At 60.1% G+C, this 24,576-nt stretch carries 23 protein-coding genes; 22 read left to right on the top strand and 1 reads right to left on the bottom strand.

Annotated elements, in window-relative coordinates:
• Positions 1–27 precede the first annotated feature (27 nt).
• The 14 genes from ACYYKW_RS09355 to ispD all read left to right on the top strand — a co-directional run bounded on the left by ACYYKW_RS09355 (position 28) and on the right by ispD (position 16,183).
• Entirely contained in the window at positions 28–531 is a 504-nt protein-coding gene (locus tag ACYYKW_RS09355; RefSeq protein WP_003222140.1) for an OmpH/Skp family outer membrane protein, read from the top strand.
• Between the two features lie 3 nt (positions 532–534).
• On the top strand, positions 535–1,590 hold the full coding sequence (lpxD, locus tag ACYYKW_RS09350) for a UDP-3-O-(3-hydroxymyristoyl)glucosamine N-acyltransferase (RefSeq protein ID WP_093104253.1): 1,056 nt from the start codon (positions 535–537) through the stop codon (positions 1,588–1,590).
• A 106-nt stretch (positions 1,591–1,696) separates the two neighbouring features.
• Complete coding sequence (gene fabZ, locus ACYYKW_RS09345) at positions 1,697–2,137, top strand: 3-hydroxyacyl-ACP dehydratase FabZ (protein ID WP_090282007.1); 441 nt, start codon at positions 1,697–1,699, stop codon at positions 2,135–2,137.
• On the top strand, positions 2,134–2,910 hold the full coding sequence (lpxA, locus tag ACYYKW_RS09340; protein WP_093104250.1) for an acyl-ACP--UDP-N-acetylglucosamine O-acyltransferase: 777 nt from the start codon (positions 2,134–2,136) through the stop codon (positions 2,908–2,910). The genes fabZ and lpxA overlap by 4 nt, the downstream gene beginning before the upstream one ends.
• A 2-nt stretch (positions 2,911–2,912) precedes the next feature.
• The gene (gene lpxB, locus ACYYKW_RS09335) at positions 2,913–4,043 is read left to right on the top strand and encodes a lipid-A-disaccharide synthase (RefSeq protein ID WP_093104247.1); all 1,131 of its coding nucleotides are present in this window, start codon (positions 2,913–2,915) and stop codon (positions 4,041–4,043) included.
• A gap of 11 nt (positions 4,044–4,054) precedes the next feature.
• A complete protein-coding gene (gene rnhB, locus ACYYKW_RS09330; protein ID WP_090282010.1) occupies positions 4,055–4,681 on the top strand; it encodes a ribonuclease HII in 627 nt (208 codons plus the stop codon).
• A gap of 76 nt (positions 4,682–4,757) precedes the next feature.
• Positions 4,758–8,279, top strand: a complete 3,522-nt coding sequence (dnaE, locus tag ACYYKW_RS09325) for a DNA polymerase III subunit alpha (RefSeq protein WP_464989966.1) — start codon at positions 4,758–4,760, stop codon at positions 8,277–8,279.
• Between the two features lie 139 nt (positions 8,280–8,418).
• Entirely contained in the window at positions 8,419–9,366 is a 948-nt protein-coding gene (locus ACYYKW_RS09320) for an acetyl-CoA carboxylase carboxyltransferase subunit alpha (RefSeq protein ID WP_038357918.1), read from the top strand.
• A 131-nt stretch (positions 9,367–9,497) separates the two neighbouring features.
• Complete coding sequence (gene tilS, locus ACYYKW_RS09315; protein WP_464989965.1) at positions 9,498–10,826, top strand: tRNA lysidine(34) synthetase TilS; 1,329 nt, start codon at positions 9,498–9,500, stop codon at positions 10,824–10,826.
• A gap of 274 nt (positions 10,827–11,100) precedes the next feature.
• Complete coding sequence (locus ACYYKW_RS09310) at positions 11,101–12,732, top strand: CTP synthase (protein ID WP_090282014.1); 1,632 nt, start codon at positions 11,101–11,103, stop codon at positions 12,730–12,732.
• Between the two features lie 5 nt (positions 12,733–12,737).
• On the top strand, positions 12,738–13,583 hold the full coding sequence (gene kdsA / locus ACYYKW_RS09305; protein ID WP_007954807.1) for a 3-deoxy-8-phosphooctulonate synthase: 846 nt from the start codon (positions 12,738–12,740) through the stop codon (positions 13,581–13,583).
• Between the two features lie 156 nt (positions 13,584–13,739).
• Positions 13,740–15,029, top strand: coding sequence for a phosphopyruvate hydratase (gene eno, locus ACYYKW_RS09300; protein ID WP_090282015.1), 1,290 nt, complete (start codon positions 13,740–13,742; stop codon positions 15,027–15,029).
• Positions 15,030–15,200: 171 nt separating this feature from the next.
• The gene (gene ftsB, locus ACYYKW_RS09295) at positions 15,201–15,479 is read left to right on the top strand and encodes a cell division protein FtsB (protein ID WP_007964293.1); all 279 of its coding nucleotides are present in this window, start codon (positions 15,201–15,203) and stop codon (positions 15,477–15,479) included.
• The gene (ispD, locus tag ACYYKW_RS09290; protein ID WP_464989964.1) at positions 15,476–16,183 is read left to right on the top strand and encodes a 2-C-methyl-D-erythritol 4-phosphate cytidylyltransferase; all 708 of its coding nucleotides are present in this window, start codon (positions 15,476–15,478) and stop codon (positions 16,181–16,183) included. Before ftsB ends, ispD begins: the two co-directional genes overlap by 4 nt.
• Before the next feature lie 111 nt (positions 16,184–16,294).
• Here the strand turns inward: ispD and ACYYKW_RS09285 are convergent, their stop codons facing one another.
• The gene (locus ACYYKW_RS09285; protein ID WP_093104234.1) at positions 16,295–17,191 is read right to left on the bottom strand and encodes a LysR substrate-binding domain-containing protein; all 897 of its coding nucleotides are present in this window, start codon (positions 17,189–17,191) and stop codon (positions 16,295–16,297) included.
• A 116-nt stretch (positions 17,192–17,307) separates the two neighbouring features.
• On the opposite strand from ACYYKW_RS09285, the gene ACYYKW_RS09280 reads away from it, so the two are divergent.
• The 8 genes from ACYYKW_RS09280 (at position 17,308) to rpoS (ending at position 24,555) form a co-directional block, all read left to right on the top strand.
• On the top strand, positions 17,308–18,420 hold the full coding sequence (locus ACYYKW_RS09280; RefSeq protein WP_090282018.1) for an S-(hydroxymethyl)glutathione dehydrogenase/class III alcohol dehydrogenase: 1,113 nt from the start codon (positions 17,308–17,310) through the stop codon (positions 18,418–18,420).
• A 96-nt stretch (positions 18,421–18,516) separates the two neighbouring features.
• Positions 18,517–19,362 (top strand): S-formylglutathione hydrolase, encoded by an 846-nt coding sequence (gene fghA / locus ACYYKW_RS09275; protein WP_464989963.1) that lies wholly within the window; start codon positions 18,517–18,519, stop codon positions 19,360–19,362.
• A gap of 54 nt (positions 19,363–19,416) precedes the next feature.
• Complete coding sequence (gene ispF / locus ACYYKW_RS09270; protein WP_020795989.1) at positions 19,417–19,890, top strand: 2-C-methyl-D-erythritol 2,4-cyclodiphosphate synthase; 474 nt, start codon at positions 19,417–19,419, stop codon at positions 19,888–19,890.
• Complete coding sequence (gene truD / locus ACYYKW_RS09265) at positions 19,887–20,945, top strand: tRNA pseudouridine(13) synthase TruD (RefSeq protein ID WP_090282020.1); 1,059 nt, start codon at positions 19,887–19,889, stop codon at positions 20,943–20,945. Before ispF ends, truD begins: the two co-directional genes overlap by 4 nt.
• The gene (surE, locus tag ACYYKW_RS09260; protein ID WP_090282021.1) at positions 20,933–21,682 is read left to right on the top strand and encodes a 5'/3'-nucleotidase SurE; all 750 of its coding nucleotides are present in this window, start codon (positions 20,933–20,935) and stop codon (positions 21,680–21,682) included. Before truD ends, surE begins: the two co-directional genes overlap by 13 nt.
• Positions 21,683–21,723: 41 nt before the next feature.
• A complete protein-coding gene (locus ACYYKW_RS09255) occupies positions 21,724–22,359 on the top strand; it encodes a protein-L-isoaspartate(D-aspartate) O-methyltransferase (RefSeq protein WP_172833348.1) in 636 nt (211 codons plus the stop codon).
• 212 nt (positions 22,360–22,571) lie between these two features.
• A complete protein-coding gene (locus ACYYKW_RS09250; protein ID WP_090282023.1) occupies positions 22,572–23,441 on the top strand; it encodes a peptidoglycan DD-metalloendopeptidase family protein in 870 nt (289 codons plus the stop codon).
• 106 nt (positions 23,442–23,547) lie between these two features.
• Positions 23,548–24,555: an RNA polymerase sigma factor RpoS gene (gene rpoS / locus ACYYKW_RS09245; RefSeq protein ID WP_090282024.1), complete on the top strand. Its 1,008-nt coding sequence runs from the start codon at positions 23,548–23,550 to the stop codon at positions 24,553–24,555.
• Positions 24,556–24,576: the final 21 nt, after the last annotated feature.

Raw genomic sequence — 24,576 nt, 5'->3', positions numbered from 1 at the left:
CGACAATGGATTTTGTAGGAGTGCATCGTGCGTAAGTTGACTCAATTGGTTCTCCTGGCCTCCGTACTGGTGGCAGGCCCGGCATTTGCCGACATGAAAATTGCCGTTCTGAACTATCAAATGGCTCTGCTGGAATCCGACGCGGCGAAGAAATACGCCGTGGATGCCGAGAAGAAGTTCGGTCCGCAACTGACCAAACTGAAGACTCTGGAAAGCAGCGCCAAAGGCATTCAGGATCGTCTGATGGCCGGTGGCGACAAGATGCAGCAAGGTGAGCGTGAGCGTCTGGAGCTGGAATTCAAGCAAAAGGCCCGTGACTTCCAGTTCCAGTCCAAAGAGCTGAACGAAGCCAAAGCTGTTGCCGACCGCGAAATGCTCAAGCAACTGAAGCCGAAACTGGACAGCGCTGTGGAAGAAGTCATCAAGAAAGGTGGTTTTGACCTGGTGTTCGAGCGTGGCGCAGTGATCGATGTCAAACCGCAGTACGACATCACGCGCCAGGTTATCGAGCGCATGAATCAGCTGAAGTAACCCATGACTGTGACCATCAAGCTCGGCCAGTTGGCCGAGTTCCTCGGCGCCACCCTGCGTGGCGACCCCGAGAAGCAAATTACTGGGCTAGCCACTTTGCAAGAGGCTGGCCCAGCTCAGTTGAGCTTTCTGGCAAACCCTCAATACCGCAAATACCTGGCGGGCTCGCAGGCGGCAGCATTGCTGCTCAAGGAAGCCGACGCTGAAGGTTATGCCGGTAATGCGCTGGTGGTACCGGATCCTTATCTGGCCTATGCGCGCCTCTCGCATTTGTTCGATCCCAAGCCGAAAGCGCCCGCGGGTATCCACCCTTCAGCGGTGATCGCTGCGGACGCGGTGGTTGATCCAACCGCCAGCATCGGGCCGTTTGTGGTGATCGAGGCTGGCGCGCGGATCGGCGCACAAGTGACCCTTGGCGCGCATTGCGTTATCGGTGCGCGCAGCGAAATCGGCGAGGGCGGCTGGCTCGCTCCGCGCGTGACGCTGTATCACGACGTGCACATTGGCAAGCGTGTGGTTATTCAGTCCGGCGCGGTGCTCGGTGGCGAGGGCTTCGGCTTCGCCAATGAGAAGGGCATCTGGCAGAAGATCGCACAGATCGGTGGCGTGACCATCGGCGACGATGTCGAGATTGGCGTGAACACCGCCATCGACCGCGGCGCCCTGGCTGATACCGTGATCGGCAATGGTGTGAAGCTCGACAACCAGATTCAGATCGCGCACAACGTTCAGGTCGGTGATCACACCGCCATGGCCGCGTGCGTGGGGATCTCCGGCAGCACCAAAATCGGCAAGCACTGCATGCTCGCCGGCGGTGTCGGTCTGGTTGGCCACATTGATATTTGCGACAACGTTTTCCTGACCGGAATGACCATGGTGACCCACTCGATTACCGAGCCGGGTGCCTATTCTTCCGGCACAGCCATGCAACCGGCGGCCGAATGGCGCAAAAGCGCGGCCCGTATCCGTCAGCTCGATGACATCGCGCGACGGCTCAAACAGCTGGAAAAGCGCGTAGGGGAAGTGACCCCTGACGGCAATGCTTCATCTGATGGCTGATACCATTTCCATATCAAGTGTGTGCAGCCTCTGGACTGCCTCGTTGATTTGCTAGAGGAGTGCACGTCAGTCGCGCTCCCAATCTTTACATAGGCTTCCCCCTGAAATGATGGACATCATCGAGATTCGCGAATACCTGCCTCACCGTTACCCGTTCCTGCTGGTGGACCGGGTGGTGGAACTGGACACTGAAGGCAAGCGAATTCGCGCCTACAAGAATGTCAGCATCAATGAACCGTTCTTCAATGGTCACTTCCCTGCGCATCCGATCATGCCGGGCGTGCTGATCATCGAAGCGATGGCTCAGGCTGCCGGGATCCTCGGTTTCAAGATGCTCAACGTCAAACCGGCCGACGGCACCCTGTATTACTTCGTCGGTTCCGACAAGCTGCGTTTCCGCCAGCCAGTCAAGCCGGGCGACCAGTTGATCCTTGAAGCGACCTTCATCAGTTGCAAGCGCAAGATCTGGAAATTCGAATGCCAGGCGTCGGTCGATGGCAAACCGGTGTGCTCGGCCGAGATCATCTGCGCGGAACAAAAAGTATGAGTTTGATTGACCCTCGCGCAATCATCGATCCGTCCGCCATCCTGGCTGACGGCGTCGAGGTCGGCCCGTGGTCGATCATCGGCGCAGGTGTGGAAATCGGCGAGGGTACCGTGATCGGGCCGCATGTGGTCCTCAAGGGGCCGACCCGCATTGGCAAGCACAATCGCATCTACCAGTTTTCCTCGGTAGGCGAGGACACCCCCGATCTGAAGTACAAGGGCGAAGAAACCCGCCTGGTGATCGGTGACCACAACGTCATCCGAGAAGGCGTGACCATTCACCGTGGCACCGTGCAGGACCGTTCGGAAACCACGCTGGGCGATCACAACCTGATCATGGCCTACGCGCACATCGGTCACGACAGCGTCATCGGCAACCACTGCATTCTGGTCAACAACACGGCGCTGGCCGGCCATGTGCACGTGGATGACTGGGCAATCCTTTCCGGATTTACCCTGGTGCACCAGTATTGCCACATCGGCGCCCACAGTTTTTCCGGCATGGGCACCGCGATCGGCAAGGATGTTCCGGCGTTCGTCACCGTGTTCGGCAACCCGGCCGAAGCGCGCAGCATGAACTTCGAAGGCATGCGTCGTCGTGGTTTCAGTGAGGACGCGATTCACACCTTGCGTCGCGCCTACAAAACCGTTTATCGCCAGGGACTGACCGTCGAGCAGGCACTGGCCGAACTCGCCGAGCCGGCTGCGCAGTACCCGGAAGTCGCGGTGTTCCGTGATTCCATCCTGTCGTCGACTCGCGGCATCACCCGCTGACCATGGCCAGTCTGCGTATTGCGCTGGTGGCCGGTGAAGCTTCCGGCGACATTCTCGGTGCAGGTCTCATGCGTGCGATCAAGGCACAGCACCCGACAGTCGAGTTCATCGGTGTCGGCGGGCCGTTGATGCAAGCTGAAGGCCTGACGTCCTACTTCCCCATGGAGCGCTTGTCGGTCATGGGGCTGGTGGAAGTTCTCGGCCGGCTGCGCGAACTGTTAAAGCGCCGCAAGGAACTGATCGCCACGCTGATCGCCGAAAAGCCGGACGTGTTCATCGGCATCGACGCGCCAGACTTCAACCTCAATATCGAACTCAAGCTGCGTCAGGCCGGGATCAAGACCGTGCATTATGTCAGCCCGTCGGTGTGGGCGTGGCGCCAGAAGCGCGTGCTCAAGATCCGCGAAGGCTGCGACCTGATGTTGACGCTGCTGCCGTTCGAAGCCAAATTCTACGAAGAGAAGGGCGTACCGGTGCGGTTCGTCGGCCACACCCTGGCCGACACCATTCCGCTTGAAGCCGATCGTGCCGCGGCGCGGGCCGAACTGGGTTTACCCGACGGCCCGCTGGTGGCGTTGATGCCGGGCAGTCGCGGCGGCGAAGTGTCGCGTCTCGGCGCGCTGTTTCTCGACACCGCCGAGCGTTTGCGCGCCATGCGCCCGGGTTTGCGTTTCGTTATTCCGTGCGCCAATCCCGAGCGTCGCGCGCAGCTTGAAGAATTGCTCGCTGGCCGTGATTTGCCGGTGACCTTGCTGGACGGTCAATCGCATCTGGCGCTGGCGGCGTGCAACGCGGTGTTGATCGCCTCCGGCACCGCCACCCTCGAAGCGTTGTTGTACAAGCGACCGATGGTGGTGGCGTACCGTTTGGCGCCGCTGACGTTCTGGATTCTCAAACGCATGGTCAAGAGCCCGTACGTGTCGTTGCCGAACCTGCTGGCTCAGCGCTTGCTGGTGCCCGAGCTGTTGCAGGATGATGCGACAGTCGAGGCGCTGGCGTTGACGCTTTCCCCGTTGATCGACGGTGGAGAAGAGCAGACCCGCGGTTTCGACGAGATCCATCGCACGTTGCGCCTGGATGCCTCCAATCAGGCGGCGGATGCCGTCCTCAACCTGATCGGTCAAACACGATGAGCAAGACAAGCATGCAGATGGGCCTGGATTTCACCCTCGTCGCCGAAGTCGAGCAACTGGTGGCCGGGGTTGACGAAGTCGGTCGCGGCCCGTTGTGCGGTGCGGTGGTGACGGCGGCGGTGATCCTCGATCCGAACCGGCCGATCCTCGGTCTGGACGACTCGAAGAAACTCACCGAAGCCAAGCGTGAAAAGCTCTACGACGAGATCTGCGAAAAAGCCTTGAGCTGGTGCATCGCCCGCGCCGAAGTCGAAGAAATCGATGAGCTGAACATTCTCCACGCCACCATGCTGGCCATGCAGCGCGCGGTGGCCGGGCTGCACATCCAGCCGAAACTGGCGATGATCGACGGCAACCGCTGCCCGCACTTGCCTATGCGTTCCGAAGCGGTGATCCAGGGCGACGGCAAGGTCCCGGCGATTGCTGCCGCGTCGATTCTGGCCAAGGTCAGCCGCGACCGCGAAATGGCCGCTTTCGAACTGATCTATCCGGGCTACGGCATCGGTGGCCATAAAGGCTACCCGACGCCCGTTCATCTGGAAGCGCTGTCGCGGCTCGGGCCGACCCCGATTCACCGACGCTCGTTCGCCCCGGTGCGCCTGGCTTACGAGGCGCGGGAAGTGCTCACGCAGGTTTAGGCGCAAGGCTGATGTTTTATTCGAGGCCCGGTACAATCCGGGCCTCGTTGTCTCTATGTAACTGGACAGGATCACTATGCCGGCTTCATTCGTTCATCTACGCCTGCACACTGAATACTCCCTGGTCGACGGGCTGGTGCGGATCAAGCCGCTGGTCAAGGCGCTCACGGCCCTGAACATGCCGGCGGTCGCGGTCACCGACCAGAACAACATGTGTTCCCTGGTCAAGTTCTATAAAAACACCATGGGCGCCGGCATCAAGCCGATCTGCGGCGCCGACCTGTGGCTGTCGAACAAGGATCCGGACGGACCGCTGAGCCGGATCAGCCTGCTGGTAATGAATGCCAAGGGCTATCGCAACCTCACCGAGCTGATCTCGCGCGGCTTCATCGAAGGCCAGCGCAACGGCATGATCATTGTCGAGCGCCAGTGGGTCGCCGAAGCCAGTGAAGGCCTGATCATGTTGTCCGCGGCCAAGGAAGGCGAGGTCGGCATGGCGCTGATCGGCGGCAACCCGGCCGAAGCCGAGACGCTGACGCGTGAGTGGATGGCGGTGTTCCCGGACCGTTTCTATCTGGAAATCCAGCGCACCAACCGTCCCAACGACGAAGAGCAGTTGCACGGCGCGGTGGCCCTGGCCGACAAGCTCGGTGCGCCGCTGGTGGCGACCAACGACGTGCGTTTCATCAAGCAGGAAGACTTCGCCGCCCACGAAACCCGCGTCTGCATCGGTGAGGGCCGCGCCCTCGACGATCCGCGGCGCTCGAAGAATTACAGCGATCAGCAATACCTGAAAAGCGCCGAGGAAATGCTCGAGCTGTTCAGCGATATTCCCGACGCGATCGAAAACACCGTCGAGATCGCCAAGCGCTGCAACATCGAAGTCAAGCTGGGCACGCACTTCCTGCCCAACTTCCCGATCCCCGATGGCATGACCATCGACGAATATTTTCGCAAGGTTTCCTTCGACGGTCTCGAAGAGCGCCTCGCGGTGCTGCTGCCCAAGGACACCACCGAGGACTACGAAGCCAAGCGTCAGGTCTACGTCGACCGCTTGAATTTCGAGCTGGATATCATCATCCAGATGGGCTTCCCCGGTTACTTCCTGATCGTGATGGACTTTATCCAGTGGGCCAAGAACAACGGCGTACCGGTCGGTCCCGGCCGTGGATCGGGTGCCGGTTCGCTGGTGGCCTACGTACAGAAGATCACTGACCTCGATCCGCTGGAATACGATCTGCTGTTCGAACGTTTCCTTAACCCGGAACGGGTTTCGATGCCCGACTTCGACGTCGACTTCTGCATGGACGGCCGTGACCGGGTGATCGATTACGTGGCCGAGAAGTACGGCCGCAACGCGGTAAGCCAGATCATCACGTTTGGTTCCATGGCCGCCAAGGCTGTAGTGCGCGACGTGGCGCGGGTGCAGGGCAAGTCCTACGGCTTGGCGGATCGTCTGTCGAAGATGATTCCGTTCGAAGTCGGCATGACCCTGGAAAAAGCCTACGAGCAGGAAGAAATCCTCCGTGACTTCATCAAGGTCGATGAAGAGGCCGCGGAAATCTGGGAGATGGCGCGCAAGCTTGAAGGCGTGGTGCGTAACGTCGGCAAGCACGCCGGTGGTGTGGTTATTGCGCCGACCAAGCTGACCGACTTCTCGCCGATCTATTGCGACGAGGCCGGTGACGGCCTGGTGACCCAGTTCGACAAGGACGACGTGGAGGCGGCCGGTCTGGTGAAGTTCGACTTCCTCGGCCTGCGAACCCTGACGATCATCGATTGGGCGCTGAAAACCATCAACCGCGACCGCGCCAAGGTCAACGAGCCGCCGCTGGACATCGCGTTTATTCCGCTCGACGACAAGCCGACCTACAGCCTGCTGCAAAAAGCTGAAACCACCGCGGTGTTCCAGCTTGAATCGCGCGGCATGAAAGAGCTGATCAAAAAGCTCAAGCCCGACTGCCTGGAAGACTTGATCGCACTGGTGGCACTGTTCCGTCCGGGCCCGCTGCAGTCCGGCATGGTGGATGACTTCATCAACCGCAAGCACGGCCGCGCCGAGCTGGCGTATCCGCACTCGGACTACCAGTACGAAGGCCTCAAGCCGGTACTCGCGCCGACTTACGGCATCATCCTGTATCAAGAACAGGTGATGCAGATCGCACAGGTCATGGCCGGTTACACCCTCGGCGGTGCGGACATGCTGCGCCGGGCCATGGGTAAGAAAAAGCCCGAAGAAATGGCCAAGCAGCGCGGCGGTTTCATTGAGGGCTGCGCCACCAACGGCATCGACGCCGACCTTGCCGGTAACATTTTCGACCTGGTAGAAAAATTCGCCGGTTACGGCTTCAACAAATCCCACTCCGCTGCTTACGGTCTGGTGTCGTATCAGACGGCCTGGCTGAAAGCGCATTACCCGGCGCCGTTCATGGCTGCGGTACTCTCGGCGGACATGCACAACACCGACAAGGTCGTGACCTTGATCGAGGAAGTGCGCACGATGAAGCTGCGCCTCGACGCGCCGGACGTGAACACCTCGGAGTTCAAGTTCACGGTGAACGACGACGGCCGCATCGTTTACGGCCTCGGCGCGATCAAAGGTGTCGGCGAAGGCCCGGTTGAAGCCATTACCGAGGCGCGTCAGGCCGGTCCGTTCAAGGATCTGTTCGACTTCTGCGCACGGGTCGACCTCAAACGCATCAACAAACGTACCCTCGACGGTCTGATCCGCAGCGGTGCGCTGGATCGTCTGGGCCCGTATTTCCACGACGAACAAAAGGCTTATCAAGCCAATATCGACCGCAACCGCGCCGTGCTGCTGGCGGCGATGGAAGAGGCGATCAAGGCGGCCGAGCAGACCGCGCGCACCCACGACTCCGGCCACGCCGATCTTTTCGGCGGCTTGTTCGTCGAGGAAGATGCCGACGTTTACGCGTCCCATCGCAAGGCCAAGGAGCTGACCCTCAAGGAACGCCTCAAAGGTGAAAAAGACACCCTGGGCCTGTACCTGACCGGTCACCCGATCGATGAGTATGAAGGCGAGATCCGCCGATTCGCCCGTCAGCGCATCATCGACCTGAAACCGGCGCGCGACACCCAGACCGTGGCCGGGATGATCATTGCCCTGCGGGTCATGAAGAACAAAAAGGGCGACAAGATGGGCTTCATCACCCTCGACGACCGCTCCGGGCGGATCGAGGCGTCGCTGTTCGCCGAGGCGTTCCATTCCGCGCAATCGCTGTTGCAGACCGACGCCATGGTGGTGGTCGAAGGCGAGGTCAGCAACGACGACTTCTCCGGCGGCCTGCGCCTGCGGGTCAAGCGGGTGATGAGCATGGAAGATGCGCGCACCAACCTCGCCGAGAGCCTGCGCTTGAAATTGCAGACCCGGGATCTGAAAGGCGATCAGCTACGCTGGCTGGGGGATCTGCTCAAGCGTCATCGCGGCGCGTGCCCGATCACCATGGAATACACAAGTCCAGATGCGAAGACCTTGCTGCAGTTCGGCGAGACCTGGCGGATCGACCCGGCGGATACGTTGATTCAAGCCCTGCGTGACCAGTTCGGGCGAGACAACGTCTTCCTCCAATACCGTTGACCGGCGAGTGCCATCACTGCGCTCGCCCGCAACCTGAATTTTTAATCTCGACCTTAGCGCGCCTCTCCCTTAAGGTAGGGCGCGAATAGACAACCGGCCGGCCCAAGCTCATTTGGGACACGACCCAAGACGGACGCCTATGAACCCGAATTTTCTAGATTTCGAACAGCCGATCGCCGACCTGCAAGCCAAGATCGAAGAGTTGCGCTTGGTCGGTAATGACAATTCGCTGAATATCGGCGATGAGATCTCCCGCCTGCAGGACAAGAGCAAAACGCTCACCGAAGACATCTTCGGCAAATTGACCAGCTGGCAGATCGCACGCCTGGCGCGTCACCCGAAACGCCCTTACACCCTCGACTACATCGAGCACATCTTCACCGAGTTCGACGAACTGCACGGTGACCGTCACTTCTCCGACGACGCCGCGATTGTCGGCGGTATCGCCCGTCTGGAAGACCAGCCGGTGATGATCATCGGCCACCAGAAGGGCCGTGAAGTGCGCGAGAAGGTTCGCCGCAACTTCGGCATGCCGCGTCCGGAAGGCTATCGCAAGGCCTGCCGTCTGATGGAAATGGCCGAACGCTTCAAGATGCCGATCCTGACCTTCATCGACACGCCGGGTGCCTACCCGGGTATCGACGCCGAAGAGCGCAACCAGAGCGAAGCCATTGCCTGGAACCTGCGCGTGATGTCGCGCCTGAAAACCCCGATCATCGCCACCGTCATCGGTGAAGGTGGTTCCGGTGGCGCACTGGCGATCGGCGTCTGCGATCAACTGAACATGCTGCAGTACTCGACCTACGCGGTGATCTCGCCGGAAGGTTGCGCATCGATCCTGTGGAAAACCGCCGAAAAGGCGCCGGATGCCGCTGAAGCCATGGGCATCACTGCCGAGCGTTTGAAAGGCCTGGGCATCGTCGACAAGGTGATCGGCGAGCCACTGGGCGGCGCGCACCGTGACCCGGCTGCTGCCGCGGCATCGATCCGTGCCGAGCTGAGCTCGCAACTGGCGATGCTGAAGAAGTTCGATAACGAAGCGCTGCTCAAGCGCCGTTACGATCGACTGATGAGCTACGGTCTCTAAAGTCGAGCGCTACCCCTCGCAGGAGTGAGCCTGCTCGCGATAACGATGTAACATTTGACCCATGTGTTGACTGTTGCACCGCTATCGCGAGCAGGCTCACTCCTACATTCGATTGGGGCAAAGAGAAAGATATGGGCCCGTCCCCCACTGATTTGCCGTCCCGGCTATTGCCGAGCCTCGAACCCTGGCGCGACGCCGCTCATTGGCGCATCGCCTTTTCCGGTGGCCTTGATTCCACCGTCCTCCTGCATCTGCTCGCTCAACTCGCAAAGTCCCAATCCCTGCCTGCGCTCAGCGCCATCCATATCCATCACGGCCTTCAGGCTGCTGCCGATGCATGGCCGCAACATTGTCAGGCGGTGTGCGATGCGCTGGGCGTGCCGTTGATCATCGAACGGGTGAAGGTGCAGCCGGGCGCAAGCCTGGAGCGCGCGGCGCGGAATGCGCGTTATGCGGTGTTCAATACGCTGACCGAGCACAATGACGTGCTGCTTACCGGCCAACATCGTGACGATCAGGCGGAAACATTGTTGTTCCGGTTGCTGCGCGGCGCCGGTGTGCGCGGTTTGTCAGGCATTCCTGCGCAACGCCCGGTGGGGCAGGGCATGCTGGTTCGTCCGTTGCTGGATGTTCCGCGGGCCGAGCTGGAGGCTTACGCCAACGCCCATGAACTGGCCTGGATCGAAGATCCGTCGAATCAGGATCGGCATTTCTCACGCAATTATCTGCGCCATCAAGTCGTGCCGGCGCTGACCGAGCGCTGGCCTCAGGCGCAGGCAAGCATGGCCCGCAGCGCTGCGCACCTGCGTGAGGCGCAGGGTTTGCTCGATGAGCTGGCGCAGATGGATCTGGCGCAGGCTGGCACCGCGCATGACTTCGCATGGCTGGGACTGCCGTCGCTGGAGATGGCGCCGCTGGCCGCGCTGTCTGTGGCGCGTCAGCGCAATGCCCTCAGCCATTGGCTCGAACCGCTGACCCGCTTGCCGGATGCCGACCATTGGTCGGGTTGGAGCAATCTGTGCGAGGCCGCTGCCGACGCTTCGCCCGTCTGGCGTCTGGCCGATGGTGAACTGCACCGCAGTGCCGGCCGGTTGTGGTGGCTGAATGGCCAATGGTTGCGCGCACCCGCGATCGGCGTCGACTGGCAGACCCCGTCGTTGACGCTACGCTTGGCCGATAACGGCAGCGTGATGTTCAGCGGACCGGCGCCTGACGGGCCATTGCGCATTGCTTACCGTCGAGGCGGCGAAGTCATGCAGATCGCCGAGCGCGGCCATCGTGATCTCAAGCGCTTGCTCAACGAGCGTGCCGTGCCGGGTTTTGTCCGTGGCAGATTGCCGCTGCTGTTTCGCGGCGATGAACTGCTCGCGGTGGCGAACCTGCCGGGGCTCGACGGCCCGGCGCAGGGTGGCTGGAAATTGCAATGGCAGCCAAGCGGTGAAGATCAAGGTTTGAGCTGAAAGGAGCATTCCGGTAGACTACGCTCCCTTCTTGATACAACTTCTGTGGATTCGCCTGAATTGCAGGAGTTGCCGATTACCAAGCAGTCTTTGCTGGGCGATTCCAAAAAATGTGTAGCGAGCAACGTACCGGTGTTTCACCTGCCGGTCTGTCCCAACGCGGCGGTTTTTTTGAAAGGTGCACTGTGATTAATGCAGGTGATCGGGGGCTTCGGCCTTCCTTCGCTTTCCCCGGCGGCTCGTTCCGCTTTAACGCAGACTTCTAGGGTTTTTCATGACGCGCTACATATTCGTCACGGGCGGTGTTGTTTCTTCATTGGGGAAAGGCATTGCCTCGGCTTCATTGGCGGCTATCCTGGAGGCGCGGGGGCTTAAGGTCACCATGCTGAAGCTGGATCCGTACATCAACGTCGATCCAGGCACCATGAGCCCGTTCCAGCACGGTGAAGTGTTCGTCACCCACGACGGCGCCGAGACCGACCTGGACCTGGGTCACTACGAGCGGTTCATCCGCACGACCATGACCCAGAACAACAACTTCACCACTGGCCGTGTCTACGAGCACGTGCTGCGCAAAGAGCGCCGTGGTGATTACCTGGGTGCAACCATCCAGGTGATCCCGCACATCACCGACGAAATCAAGCGCCGCATCATCAAGGGTGCCGGTGACGCTGACGTGGCGATGGTCGAAATCGGCGGCACCGTTGGCGACATCGAGTCGCAACCGTTCCTCGAGGCGATCCGCCAGTTGCGTTTCGAAGTCGGCGCCAAGCGCGCGATGCTGATGCACCTGACACTGGTGCCGTACATCGCCACTGCCGGCGAAACCAAGACCAAGCCAACCCAGCACTCCGTCAAGGAACTGCGTTCGATCGGCCTGCAGCCAGACGTGCTGGTGTGCCGTTCCGATCACCCGATCGACATCTCGTCGCGTCGCAAGATCGCCCAGTTCACCAACGTTGAAGAGCGTGCGGTGATCGCGCTGGAAGACGCCGACACCATCTACAAGATCCCGGGCATCCTGCACTCGCAGGGTCTGGACGATTTCGTCGTCGAGCGTTTCGGTCTGCAATGCAACAGCGCCGATCTGTCCGAGTGGGACGCGGTGGTCGATGCCAAGCTGAACCCGGAACACGAAGTGACCATCGCCATGGTCGGCAAGTACATGGAGCTGCTCGATGCCTACAAGTCGCTGATCGAAGCGATGAGCCATGCCGGCATCAGCAACCGCACCAAGGTCAACCTGCGTTACATCGATTCCGAAGACATCGAAAACCAGGGCACCGCGCTGCTCGAAGGTGTCGACGCGATCCTCGTACCGGGCGGCTTTGGTCTGCGCGGCGTGGAAGGCAAGATCACTGCCGTTCAGTATGCTCGCGAGAACAAGGTGCCTTACCTCGGCATCTGCCTCGGCATGCAAGTGGCGGTCATTGAATTCGCCCGTAACGTGATGGGCTGGAAAGACGCCAACTCCACCGAGTTCGACCGCGCCAGCGGCCACCCGGTTGTCGGTCTGATCACCGAGTGGGAAGACGCGACCGGTGCTGTGGAAGTACGTACCGAAGCGTCCGATCTGGGCGGTACCATGCGTCTCGGCGCTCAGGACTGCCTGCTCGAGCCGGGCTCCAAAGTGCATGACTGCTACGGCAAGGACGTGATCGTCGAGCGTCACCGTCACCGTTACGAAGTGAACAACAACCTGCTGCCACAACTGATCGAAGCCGGCCTGAAAATTTCCGGTCGCTCCGCTGATGCGGCGCTGGTTGAAGTGGTTGAAGCGGCCGACCACCCATGGTTCGTCGCTTGCCAGTTCCACCCTGAGTTCACCTCGACTCCACGCGATGGCCACCCGCTGTTCAGCGGTTTCGTCAAGGCCGCGTTGGCTCAACATCAGAAGAAGGCGTAACCCCGATGGCACAGAAGATCATCCGCGTCGGCGACATCGAGATTGCCAACGACAAACCCATGGTGCTGTTCGGCGGCATGAACGTGCTGGAAAGCCGTGACATGGCCATGCAGGTTTGCGAAGAGTATGTGAAGGTCACCGAAAAACTCGGTATCCCTTACGTGTTCAAGGCCAGCTTCGACAAGGCTAACCGGTCTTCTGTGACCTCTTATCGCGGCCCTGGCCTGGAAGAAGGCATGCGCATCTTCCAGGACATCAAGCAAGCCTTCGGCGTGCCGATCATCACCGACGTCCACGAGCCTGATCAGGCCGCGGTCGTCGCTGAGGTCTGCGATATCATTCAGCTGCCGGCCTTCCTGTCGCGCCAGACCGATCTGGTTGTCGCGATGGCCAAGACCAACGCCGTGATCAATATCAAGAAAGCCCAGTTCCTCGCGCCTCAGGAAATGAAACACATCCTGAACAAGTGCGTGGAAGCGGGTAACGATCAACTGATTCTCTGCGAGCGTGGTTCGAGCTTCGGCTACAACAACCTCGTGGTCGACATGCTCGGCTTCGGCATCATGAAGCAGTTCGAATACCCGGTATTCTTCGACGTGACCCATTCGCTGCAAATGCCTGGCGGTCGTTCCGACTCCGCCGGCGGTCGCCGCGCTCAGGTCACCGATCTGGCCAAGGCCGGCATGAGCCAGTCGCTGGCGGGTCTGTTCCTCGAAGCGCACCCGGATCCGGACAACGCCAAATGCGACGGCCCTTGCGCCTTGCGTCTGGACAAACTGGAGCCATTTCTGGCCCAGCTCAAAGCCTTGGACGAACTGGTGAAGAGTTTTCCGACGGTAGAAACCGCGTAAGACTCATTTCTCCGGTAAAGTACCGCACGATTTGTCGCTCATGCCCTCGGGCATGAGCGTTGTCGTCTGCAAGTCTGCCCGCTGTACTTCGCTTGCCGACGATTGAAGATTTCCTCTAGCTGCGTCGTTTTCGTCAACTTTGGAGTGTTTACAACAATGGCAAAAATCGTCGACATCAAAGGTCGTGAAGTTCTCGACTCCCGTGGCAATCCCACCGTGGAAGCGGACGTGCTTCTCGACAACGGCATCATCGGCAGCGCCTGCGCGCCGTCCGGTGCATCCACTGGCTCGCGTGAAGCACTCGAGCTGCGTGATGGCGACAAGAGCCGTTACCTGGGCAAGGGCGTGCTCAAGGCGGTAGCCAACATCAACGGTCCGATCCGCGATCTGCTGCTGGGCACCGACCCAAGCGACCAGAAAGCCCTTGACCACGCGATGATCAAGCTCGACGGTACCGAAAACAAGGCAACCCTGGGCGCCAACGCCATCCTCGCGGTATCCCTGGCTGCGGCCAAGGCGGCTGCGCAGGATCAGGATCTGCCGCTGTACGCACACATCGCCAACCTCAACGGTACTCCGGGTGTTTACTCGATGCCGGTGCCAATGATGAACATCATCAACGGTGGCGAGCACGCCGATAACAACGTCGACATCCAGGAATTCATGGTGCAGCCGGTCGGCGCCAAGTCGTTCTCGGAAGGTCTACGCATGGGCACCGAGATCTTCCATCATTTGAAAGCTGTGCTGAAGGCCCGTGGCCTGAGCACTGCGGTGGGCGACGAAGGCGGTTTCGCACCGAACCTGGCGTCCAACGAAGACGCGTTGAAAGTGATCTCCGAAGCGGTGGCCAATGCCGGTTACACGCTGGGCACCGACGTGACCCTGGCGCTGGACTGCGCGGCGAGCGAATTCTACGAAGACGGCAAGTACAACCTGTCCGGCGAAGGCCAGGTGTTCACTGCTGAAGGTTTCGCCGACTACCTCAAAGGCCTGACCGAGCGTTATCCGATCATCTCGATCGAAGACGGTCTGGACGAGTCCGACTGGGCCGGCTGGAAGATCCTCACCGACAAGATCGGCGAGAAGACTCAACTGGTGGGCGACGACCTGTTCGTGACCAACACCAAGATCCTCAAGGAAGGCATCGATAAAAAGATCGCCAACTCGATCCTGATCAAGTTCAACCAGATCGGCACCCTGACCGAAACCCTGGAAGCCATCCAGATGGCCAAGGCTGCCGGTTACACCGCCGTGATCTCGCACCGTTCGGGCGAAACCGAAGATTCGACCATTGCCGATCTGGCAGTGGGCACCTCGGCTGGCCAGATCAAGACCGGTTCGCTGTGCCGTTCCGACCGCGTATCGAAGTACAACCAACTGCTGCGTATCGAAGAGCAGTTGAATGGCAAGGCCAGGTACAACGGCCGCAGCGAGTTCCGCGGCTGAGTACAAACTGATGGAAGGACACCGGATTGTGTCGAAAAAGTCGTGACAGCGATGGATTTGCCACTAATCTGATGCCTTGAAAGCACAAGCCTGGATCTTTCCAGGCTTCGTGCTATCAGATGCTTCAAGTTTTCGCGTGGCGGTCTTTTTTCACTGGATACCTGATATTCGATGCGCAGTCCTTACTGGTTGTTTCTCGTTTTGCTCTTGCTGCTGGCCGGTCTGCAGTACCGCCTGTGGGTGGGCAACGGCAGTCTGGCGCAGGTCGCCGAGCTGAAGCAGCAGATTGCTGACCAACATGCCGAGAACGAAGGTTTGCTGGAGCGCAATCGCGTGATGGACGCGGAAGTCAGCGAGTTGAAAAAAGGCATGGAGACCGTTGAAGAGCGGGCTCGTCACGAACTGGGCATGGTCAAGGACGGTGAAACCCTTTACCAGTTGGCCCAATGATCGATTCCCTGCCGGCCTTCTGGGCCGTGATTCCTGCCGCGGGCGTTGGTGCCCGAATGGCCGCGGACCGTCCCAAGCAATACCTGCAACTGGGCGGGCGCACAATTCTCGAACACAGCCTCGGCTGTTTTCTCGATCACCCGAACCTCAAGGGGCTGGTGGTCAGTCTTGCTGTTGATGATCCTTACTGGCCGAACCTGGCGTGCGTCAGCGATCCGCGCATTCGGCGCGTCGACGGCGGCGCCGAGCGCTCCGCTTCGGTGCTCAATGCCTTGCTGCATCTGCATGCGCAGGGTGCCGATGATGAAGACTGGGTGCTGGTGCACGATGCGGCACGGCCCAATCTGAGCCGCGACGATCTGGACAAGTTGCTCGCCGAATTGGCGGTCGATCCGGTGGGTGGTTTGCTGGCGGTGCCGGCGCGCGACACGCTCAAACGCGTCGACAAGTCCGGACGCGTGGTTGAAACCGTCGATCGCAGTGTGATCTGGCAGGCGTACACGCCTCAGATGTTTCGTTTGGGTGCATTGCATCGGGCGTTGGCCGACAGTCTGGTGGCGGACGCCGTGATTACTGACGAAGCCTCGGCGATGGAGTGGGCTGGATTGAAGCCGCGCCTGATTGAGGGCCGCGCGGATAACCTCAAGGTTACCCGGCCGGAAGATCTGGAGTGGTTGCGCCAGCGCTGGGCTAACCGGGGCTGATCTTCTTCGCCTGTTGAGCCGCCATCGCGAGCAGGCTCACTCCTACATTTGAAATGCGTTCCCCCGTAGGAGTGAGCCTGCTCGCGATAGGGATTCCAGGCAACGCATCACTCACTCTTGATACTCCGGTCGCTCAGCCAACCCAACCTTAAGAAAATCCACCAGCTTGCGCACCTTCGGCGACAAATGCCGCTGCTGCGGATACAACGCCCACACCGCAGTATTCGGCGGCTGATGCGCCTCCAGCAGAGAAATCAGCGCGCCGCTCTGCAAATGCTCCAGCACGTAATAATCCGGCAACTGACACAATCCCACGCCCTGTAATGCCGCATCCAGTACCGCCTGGCCACTGTTGCAGCGCCAGTTGCCCTGTACCCGCTGGGAAAACTCGCGACCGTTCTGCTCAAGCTGCCAGATGTCCGAACTGCCGATCAGGCAATTGTGCCGACTCAATTCCGACAAGCTGTGTGGGCGACCATACCGTTCGAGGTAGGACGGTGATGCGCAGAGATACATGCGCCGGGGCGCCAGCCGTGTAGCGACCAATCGCGAATCCTGCAGGCGGCCGAGGCGAATTGCCAGATCCAGACCTTCATGGACCAGATCGAGCTGGCGATTGCTCAGCTCGATATCAACGCGCAACTGCGGATACAAACCCATGAAGCGCGTCACCAGCGGCACGATGAAGCGCTCGCCATACGCCACGGCGCAGGTCATGCGCAGCATGCCTTTCGGCTCGCTGGCCAGATCGCCGACGGCGCGCAACGCCTCTTCGCGGCCGTCCTGCAGACGCTGGCAATGCTGCAGAAAGGTCTGCCCGGCTTCGGTCAAGGTGACGCGGCGCGTGCTGCGATAAAGCAGGCGGGTCTGCAAACGCTCTTCCAGGCGTGCGATTTGACGACTGATGTGCGAGGACGAAACCCCTAGGCGTTCGGCGGCAGCGGTGAACTGGCTGCATTCGGCAACGGCGACAAACTCGTCAATGCCTTCCCAGCGGTTTTCCAGCATTGGGATTATCCCTGTATGGCAATAATGTTTTGCTTTCGCTCGGATTATTCATTAAGCGGCGCTGAACTACACTGCCTGTCTGGTTTTTTATTCAATGCATTCACTGGAGAGTCAGCATGATCAAGTCGCGCGCCGCCGTTGCCTTCGAGGCCAAGAAGCCGCTGGAAATCGTAGAAGTCGATGTCGCCATGCCGAAGGCCGGTGAAGTGTTGCTGCGCGTGGTTGCTTCCGGCGTTTGCCACACCGATGCCTACACCTTGTCCGGCGCTGACCCGGAAGGGATCTTTCCGTCGATTCTCGGTCACGAGGGTGGCGCCATCGTCGAAGCCATTGGCGAGGGCGTGACTTCGGTCGCGGTCGGCGATCATGTCATTCCGCTGTACACCCCGGAATGCGGCCAGTGCAAGTTCTGTAAGTCCGGCAAGACCAACTTGTGTCAGGCGATTCGCGCGACTCAGGGCAAAGGCTTGATGCCGGACGGTACTTCGCGTTTTTCCTACAAAGGCGAAACGATTTTTCACTACATGGGCACGTCGACATTCTCGGAATACACCGTGCTTCCGGAAATCTCCGTAGCGAAAATTTCCAGGGACGCGCCGCTGGAAAAGGTCTGCCTGCTGGGCTGTGGCGTCACCACCGGCATTGGCGCGGTGATCAACACGGCCAAGGTCAAACCGGGTGATACCGTGGCCATTTTCGGTCTGGGCGGCATCGGTCTGTCGGCGGTCATCGGCGCGGTAAAAGCCAAGGCTGCGCGCATCATCGCCATCGACATCAACCCGGCCAAGTTCGAAATCGCCAAACAGCTGGGCGCCACCGATTGCGTTAACCCGAAAGACTTCGATCGTCCGATCCAGGAAGTGATCGTCGACATGACCGATGGCGGCGTCGACTTCTCCTTCGAGTGCATCGGCAACGTACAACTGATGCGCGCAGCCCTTGAGTGCTGCCACAAAGGCTGGGGCGAGTCGGTGATCATCGGCGTCGCCGGTGCCGGCCAGGAAATCGCTACTCGCCCGTTCCAACTGGTGACCGGCCGCGTCTGGCGCGGTTCGGCATTCGGCGGCGTGCGTGGTCGTACCGAGTTGCCAAGCTACGTCGATATGGCCCAGAGCGGCGAGATCCCGCTGGATACCTTCATCACCCACACCATGGGCCTGGAAGATATCAACAAGGCTTTCGACCTGATGCACGAAGGCAAGAGCATCCGTACTGTCATCCATTTCTAACAGCAGCTCCAGGTTTCAAGCTTCAAGCTGCCAGTAAGAGCGAACGTGCCTTTTCTTGTAGCTGGAAGCTTGCCGCTTGCCGCTGGGGAGAATCCCGTGAATCTGGAAAATATTTCCTGTCAGAAGAGTTTCGGTGGCTGGCACAAGCGCTATCGCCATCGCTCCGAAGTGCTCGATTGCGACATGGTGTTTGCCGTGTATCTGCCGCCACAGGCGGAGCTGGGCGGTAAATTGCCGGTGCTGTACTGGCTGTCAGGCTTGACCTGTACCGATGAGAACTTCATGCAGAAGGCCGGCGCCATGCGCATGGCCGCCGAGCTTGGCCTGATCATCGTCGCGCCGGATACCAGTCCACGCGGTCCGGATGTACCGGACGATGCGGACAAGGCCTGGGACTTTGGCCTGGGCGCCGGGTTTTATCTGAATGCCACACAGCAACCATGGGCGCGGCACTATCGGATGCATGATTACGTTGTGCAGGAATTGCCTGCACTGGTTGAGGCGCATTTTCCGGCATCGGACAAACGCAGCATCAGCGGTCACTCGATGGGCGGCCACGGCGCGTTGATCTGTGCGTTGCGCAATCCGGGGCGTTATCAATCAGTGTCGGCGTTTTCGCCGATCACCAACCCGATGGATTGCCCGTGGGGGCAGAAGGCTTTCTCCCACTATCTGGGAGAAGACCGTTCGAAGTGGAAAGAGTGGGACGCCTGCGCGCTGCTTGCCGACGCGAAGGAAAAGCTGCCGCTGCTGGTCGATCAAGGTGATCGCGATGATTTCCTTGCCACCCAGCTCAAGCCTGAAGCCCTGCAACACGCGGCAAAACAAGCGGGGCATCCGCTCGAGTTGCGCCTGCAACCGGGCTACGACCACAGTTATTTCTTCATCTCAAGCTTCATTGACGACCACTTGCAGCATCACGCGCGCGCTCTAGGCGCCTAATGTCCGTCAAAGCAGGTAGAATCACGCCCTGACAAAAATCGGGGCGTTTTTTTTATGCGTATTGGCCACGGCTATGATGTGCACCGTTTCGCTGAAGGCGATTTCATTACTCTGGGCGGCGTGCGCATTGCACACGGCTTCGGGCTGCTCGCTCATTCCGACGGTGACGTCCTGCTGCATGCCCTGAGCGATGCCTTGCTCGGCGCCGCAGCGCTTGGCGACATAGGCAAACACTTCCCTGACACCGACCCGCAATTCAAAGGCGCCGACAGCCGTGCGCTGCTGCGTCATGTCGTTGCGTTGATCCACGCCAAGGGCTGGAAAGTCGGCAACGTCGATAACACCATCGTCGCTCAGGCGCCGAAAATGGCCCCGCATATCGAATCGATGCGCGCGCTGATCGCCGCGGATCTTCAAGTTGAGCTCGATCAAGTGAACGTCAAGGCTACCACCACCGAAAAGCTTGGCTTTGTCGGTCGCGAAGAAGGCATCGCCGTGCATTCCGTTGCCTTGTTGCTGCGCGCATGAATGACTTGCAATTGCTCGGCCCGCGCGCCTATGGCGAGCCCCTCGGCACGGCAGTACTGAAAGCCATCGCGGAAGATTTCCAGGTCGATGAAGTGCTCGACATTCCGTTCAGCGGCGACGGCGAGCACCTGTGGATCTGGGTGGAAAAGCGCGGTCTGAATACCGAAGAAGCGGCCCGTCGAATCGCCAAGGCGGCGGGTGTACCGTTGCGCACCGTCAGTTATGCCGGCCTCAAGGATCGTCAGGCGCTGACCCGCCAGTGGTTCAGCGTGCAATTGCCGGGCAAGGCCGATCCGGATCTGTCGGCGGCGGAAAACGATACGCTGAAGATCCTCAAGACCACCCGTCACAAGCGCAAGCTGCAACGGGGTGCGCACTCGGCCAACGGTTTCACGTTGCGACTGACCCGGTTTTCCGGCGACAAGGCAGCGATCGAAGAACGTCTGCAACTGATCGCCAAACAAGGCATCCCCAACTATTTCGGCGCCCAGCGTTTCGGCCATGACGGCGGCAATGTCGTCGATGCCCGTGGCTGGGCGGCGCGCAAGGCATTGCCGGAGCAGCGCAATGTGCGTTCGCGGTTGCTGTCGACAGCGCGCAGCTTTCTCTTCAATAAAGTGCTCGCAGCACGCGTGGCCGACGGCACCTGGCAGAAAGCCCAGGTCGGCGATCTGCTCGCGTTCACCGATAGCCGCAGTTTTTTTCCTGCCGGTGAAGCGGAGTGCAGCGACCCGCGCCTGGCGATTCTCGACTTGCACCCGACCGGTCCGCAGTGGGGCGAAGGTGACTCGCCGGCGTCGGGGGCTGTCCATGATCTGGAGCAGGGGATCGCTGGCGCTGAAGCCGAACTGCGCGATTGGCTGGTCAATGCCGGAATGAGCCACGAACGGCGCATCCTGCGGCTGCCCATTGGCGGGTTGACGTGGCATTATCCCCAGCCTGACATTCTGCAACTGGAATTCGTCCTCCCGGCCGGATGCTTCGCCACCGTATTGGTGCGCGAACTCGTTGATCTGGTGCCGGTGGGGCAGACGGACAGCCCATGCGTATTCTGATTTCTAACGACGATGGGGTAACTGCACCCGGTCTCGCCGCGCTTTATGCTGCGCTGGCGGATTACACCGAGTGCGTGGTTATCGCCCCTGAGCAGGACAAGAGCGGCGCCAGCAGTTCGCTGACGCTCGACCGTCCGCTGCACCCGCAATACCTGGCCAACGGCTTCATCAGCCTTAACGGCACACCGACCGACTGCGTGCACCTGGGCCTCAACGGCTTGCTGGAGCGCGAGGCGGACATGGTCGTGTCGGGCATCAACCTCGGCGCCAACCTGGGCGATGACGTGCTGTATTCCGGAACCGTGGCCGCAGCCCTCGAAGGGCGTTTTCTCGAACGCCCATCGTTCGCCTTTTCGCTGGTTTCACGCCAGGTGGATAATCTGCCGACAGCGGCCCACTTCGCGCGCAAACTGGTCGAGGCGCACGCCAGCCTCGACCTGCCGCCGCGCACGGTACTCAACGTGAACATCCCCAATCTGCCCCTTGATCATATTCGTGGCATTCAACTGACCCGGCTCGGCCACCGTGCCCGCGCGGCGGCACCGATGAAAGTGGTCGATCCGCGCGGCAAGGCGGGGTACTGGATCGCGGCAGCCGGCGATGCCGAAGACGGCGGTCCGGGTACTGATTTTCATGCGGTGATGCAGGGCTACGTGTCCATCACTCCGTTGCAGCTCGATCGCACCTTCAACGATGCGTTCAGAAGTCTCGACGGCTGGCTTGGAGGGCTGAGCTGATGGCCCGCGAACACGAAGATCGACTGCGCAGCGGCATCGGCATGACCTCCCAGCGCACTCGCGAGCGACTGATCCAGCGCCTCTATGAAGAAGGCGTGTCGAACGCCAAGGTGCTGGAAGTCATTCGCCGGACACCGCGTCACCTGTTCGTCGACGAAGCGCTGGCCCATCGCGCCTACGAAGACACGGCGCTGCCGATCGGCAACAACCAGACGATTTCCCAGCCTTACATGGTGGCGCGCATGAGCGAGCTGCTGCTCGAGGCGGGCCCGTTGGACAAGGTGCTGGAGATCGGCACCGGTTCCGGTTACCAGACCGCAGTATTGTCGCAACTGGTCGAGCGCGTTTTCTCCGTCGAGCGCATCAAGGTCCTGCAGGATCGCGCCAAGGAGCGACTGGTCGAACTGAACCTGCGCAATGTGGTGTTTCGCTGGGGCGATGGCTGGGAAGGCTGGCCGGCACTGGCACCGTATAACGGCATTATCGTCACGGCCGTGGCCACCGACATACCGCAAGCCTTGCTCGATCAACTGGCTCCGGGCGGGCGCATGGTGATCCCGGTGGGGTCGGGCGAAGTGCAGCAACTGATGCTGATCGTGCGCGAGGAAAACGGGTTTTCCCGTCACGTTCTCGGTGCTGTGCGTTTCGTGCCATTGCTCAACGGGCCACTCGCCTGAGCATTTATAAAAGCGTGCTGAATTCCTTTCGTTCGCCTGTGTCTTACACCGGCAGCGAAGAATTAAACGCAGCAAGTTGGCCAGTGGCAAACGTGTGCGTGCAGCGATTTCGCGTCATTGAGGGTAAAGCCGATCCGGCCCGTTATACTTGCGACAACCTGGGCCGGGACGCGGTACTTGTACATTTTTCAGCCACCACAAAGGAGCGGCGGGTGAGTCTCACAGTCATAGCGCAGCGTATGGGTAACACGAGCTTTCAGCGCCTGGTGACTGGCCTTGTCTTGAGTACTTTGCTGGTCGGTTGCTCCAGCACCAAATCGAGCAATGTCCGGGTGGTCGACCGCAACAATGCCGTTGCGCAACGTCCTGCCGTGACGACCGGGCAGTATGTAGTCCGTCCCGGCGACACCTTGTTTTCGATCGCCTTCCGCTACGGCTGGGACTACAAAACCCTCGCCGCCCGGAACAATATTCCTACGCCGTATACGATCCATCCGGGTCAGACGATTCGCTTCGACGGCCGTAGCGGTTCAACGCCGACCGCGGTGGTCAGCAGCAGTAGTTCGTCACCTTCCTCGTCGAGCAAAACCACAGTTATCCGACGCCAGGCAAATGGCACCACCACCACTACAACCCGCGGATCTACTGGCGTTGCACCGTCCGTCGCAAGCAAGCCGGCACCTGCGCCACTGCCTCCGGCCGGCCCGGCCCCGACCGGCTGGGGATGGCCATCTAATGGCGTTCTGATTGGAAAATTCTCTTCAAACGGTAGTTTGAATAAAGGCATTGATATCGCCGGAGATTTGGGACAGCCTGTTTTAGCTGCGTCTGATGGGACGGTGGTTTACGCCGGGAGTGGCTTAAGGGGCTACGGCGAATTAGTCATCATCAAACACAGCGAAACCTACGTAAGTGCCTACGGACATAACCGCAGGCTGTTGGTTCGGGAGGGGCAGCAGGTCAAGGTCGGACAGACAATTGCCGAAATGGGGTCAACGGGTACAGACCGGGTGAAACTGCATTTTGAGATTCGCCGCCAAGGTAAACCTGTAGATCCACTGCAGTTCCTGCCCAGACGTTGATGTGTAAGCCAGCCTGTTCCGTCGCGTAGAGGGGACAGGCTCCAGCGTTGCCAAGGATAAAGGCGTCGCTTGAGCTTGGGGTCGAACTCACCAAAGGACTATAACAATGGCTCTCAGTAAAGAAGTGCCGGAGTTTGACATCGACGATGAGGTTCTCCTTATGGAGACCGGCATCGATTCGGATTCGATGTCGAATGATGAAGGGGCTGCTCCACCTTCCGTTCGTTCCAGATCCAAACACTCCGCTACACTCAAACAACATAAGTACATCGATTACACGCGTGCACTTGATGCCACGCAGTTGTACCTCAACGAAATCGGCTTTTCCCCTCTGCTCTCCCCGGAAGAAGAAGTTCATTTTGCGCGCTTGTCGCAAAGTGGCGATCCCGCCGGGCGCAAGCGCATGATCGAAAGTAACCTGCGGCTGGTGGTTAAAATCGCCCGGCGTTACGTCAATCGGGGGCTGTCGCTGCTGGATCTGATCGAAGAGGGCAACCTCGGGCTGATCCGTGCGGTGGAAAAGTTCGATCCCGAGCGCGGCTTCCGCTTTTCGACCTACGCGACCTGGTGGATTCGTCAGACCATCGAACGCGCGATCATGAATCAGACCCGGACCATCCGGCTGCCGATTCATGTGGTCAAGGAACTCAACGTGTACCTGCGGGCTGCACGGGAGCTGACGCAAAAACTCGACCACGAACCTTCACCCGAAGAAATTGCCAACCTGCTGGAAAAACCGGTGGGCGAGGTCAAGCGCATGCTCGGCCTGAACGAGCGGGTTTCTTCGGTCGACGTCTCGCTGGGTCCGGATTCGGATAAAACCCTGCTGGACACCCTCACCGACGATCGTCCGACCGATCCGTGCGAACTGCTCCAGGATGACGACCTGTCGCAGAGCATCGATCAGTGGCTGTCGGAGTTGACCGACAAGCAGCGCGAAGTGGTGGTACGTCGCTTCGGCCTGCGCGGTCATGAAAGCAGTACGCTGGAAGACGTAGGCCTGGAGATCGGTCTGACCCGGGAGCGGGTGCGGCAGATCCAGGTGGAAGGCCTGAAACGCCTGCGTGAGATCCTTGAGAAGAATGGCCTGTCGAGCGAGTCGCTGTTTCAATAAACGACTGCCCGGCCGCCCGCA

This window comes from Pseudomonas sp. 15C (genome assembly GCF_055484735.1).
This window is presented reverse-complemented; position numbering and strand designations above follow the sequence as displayed.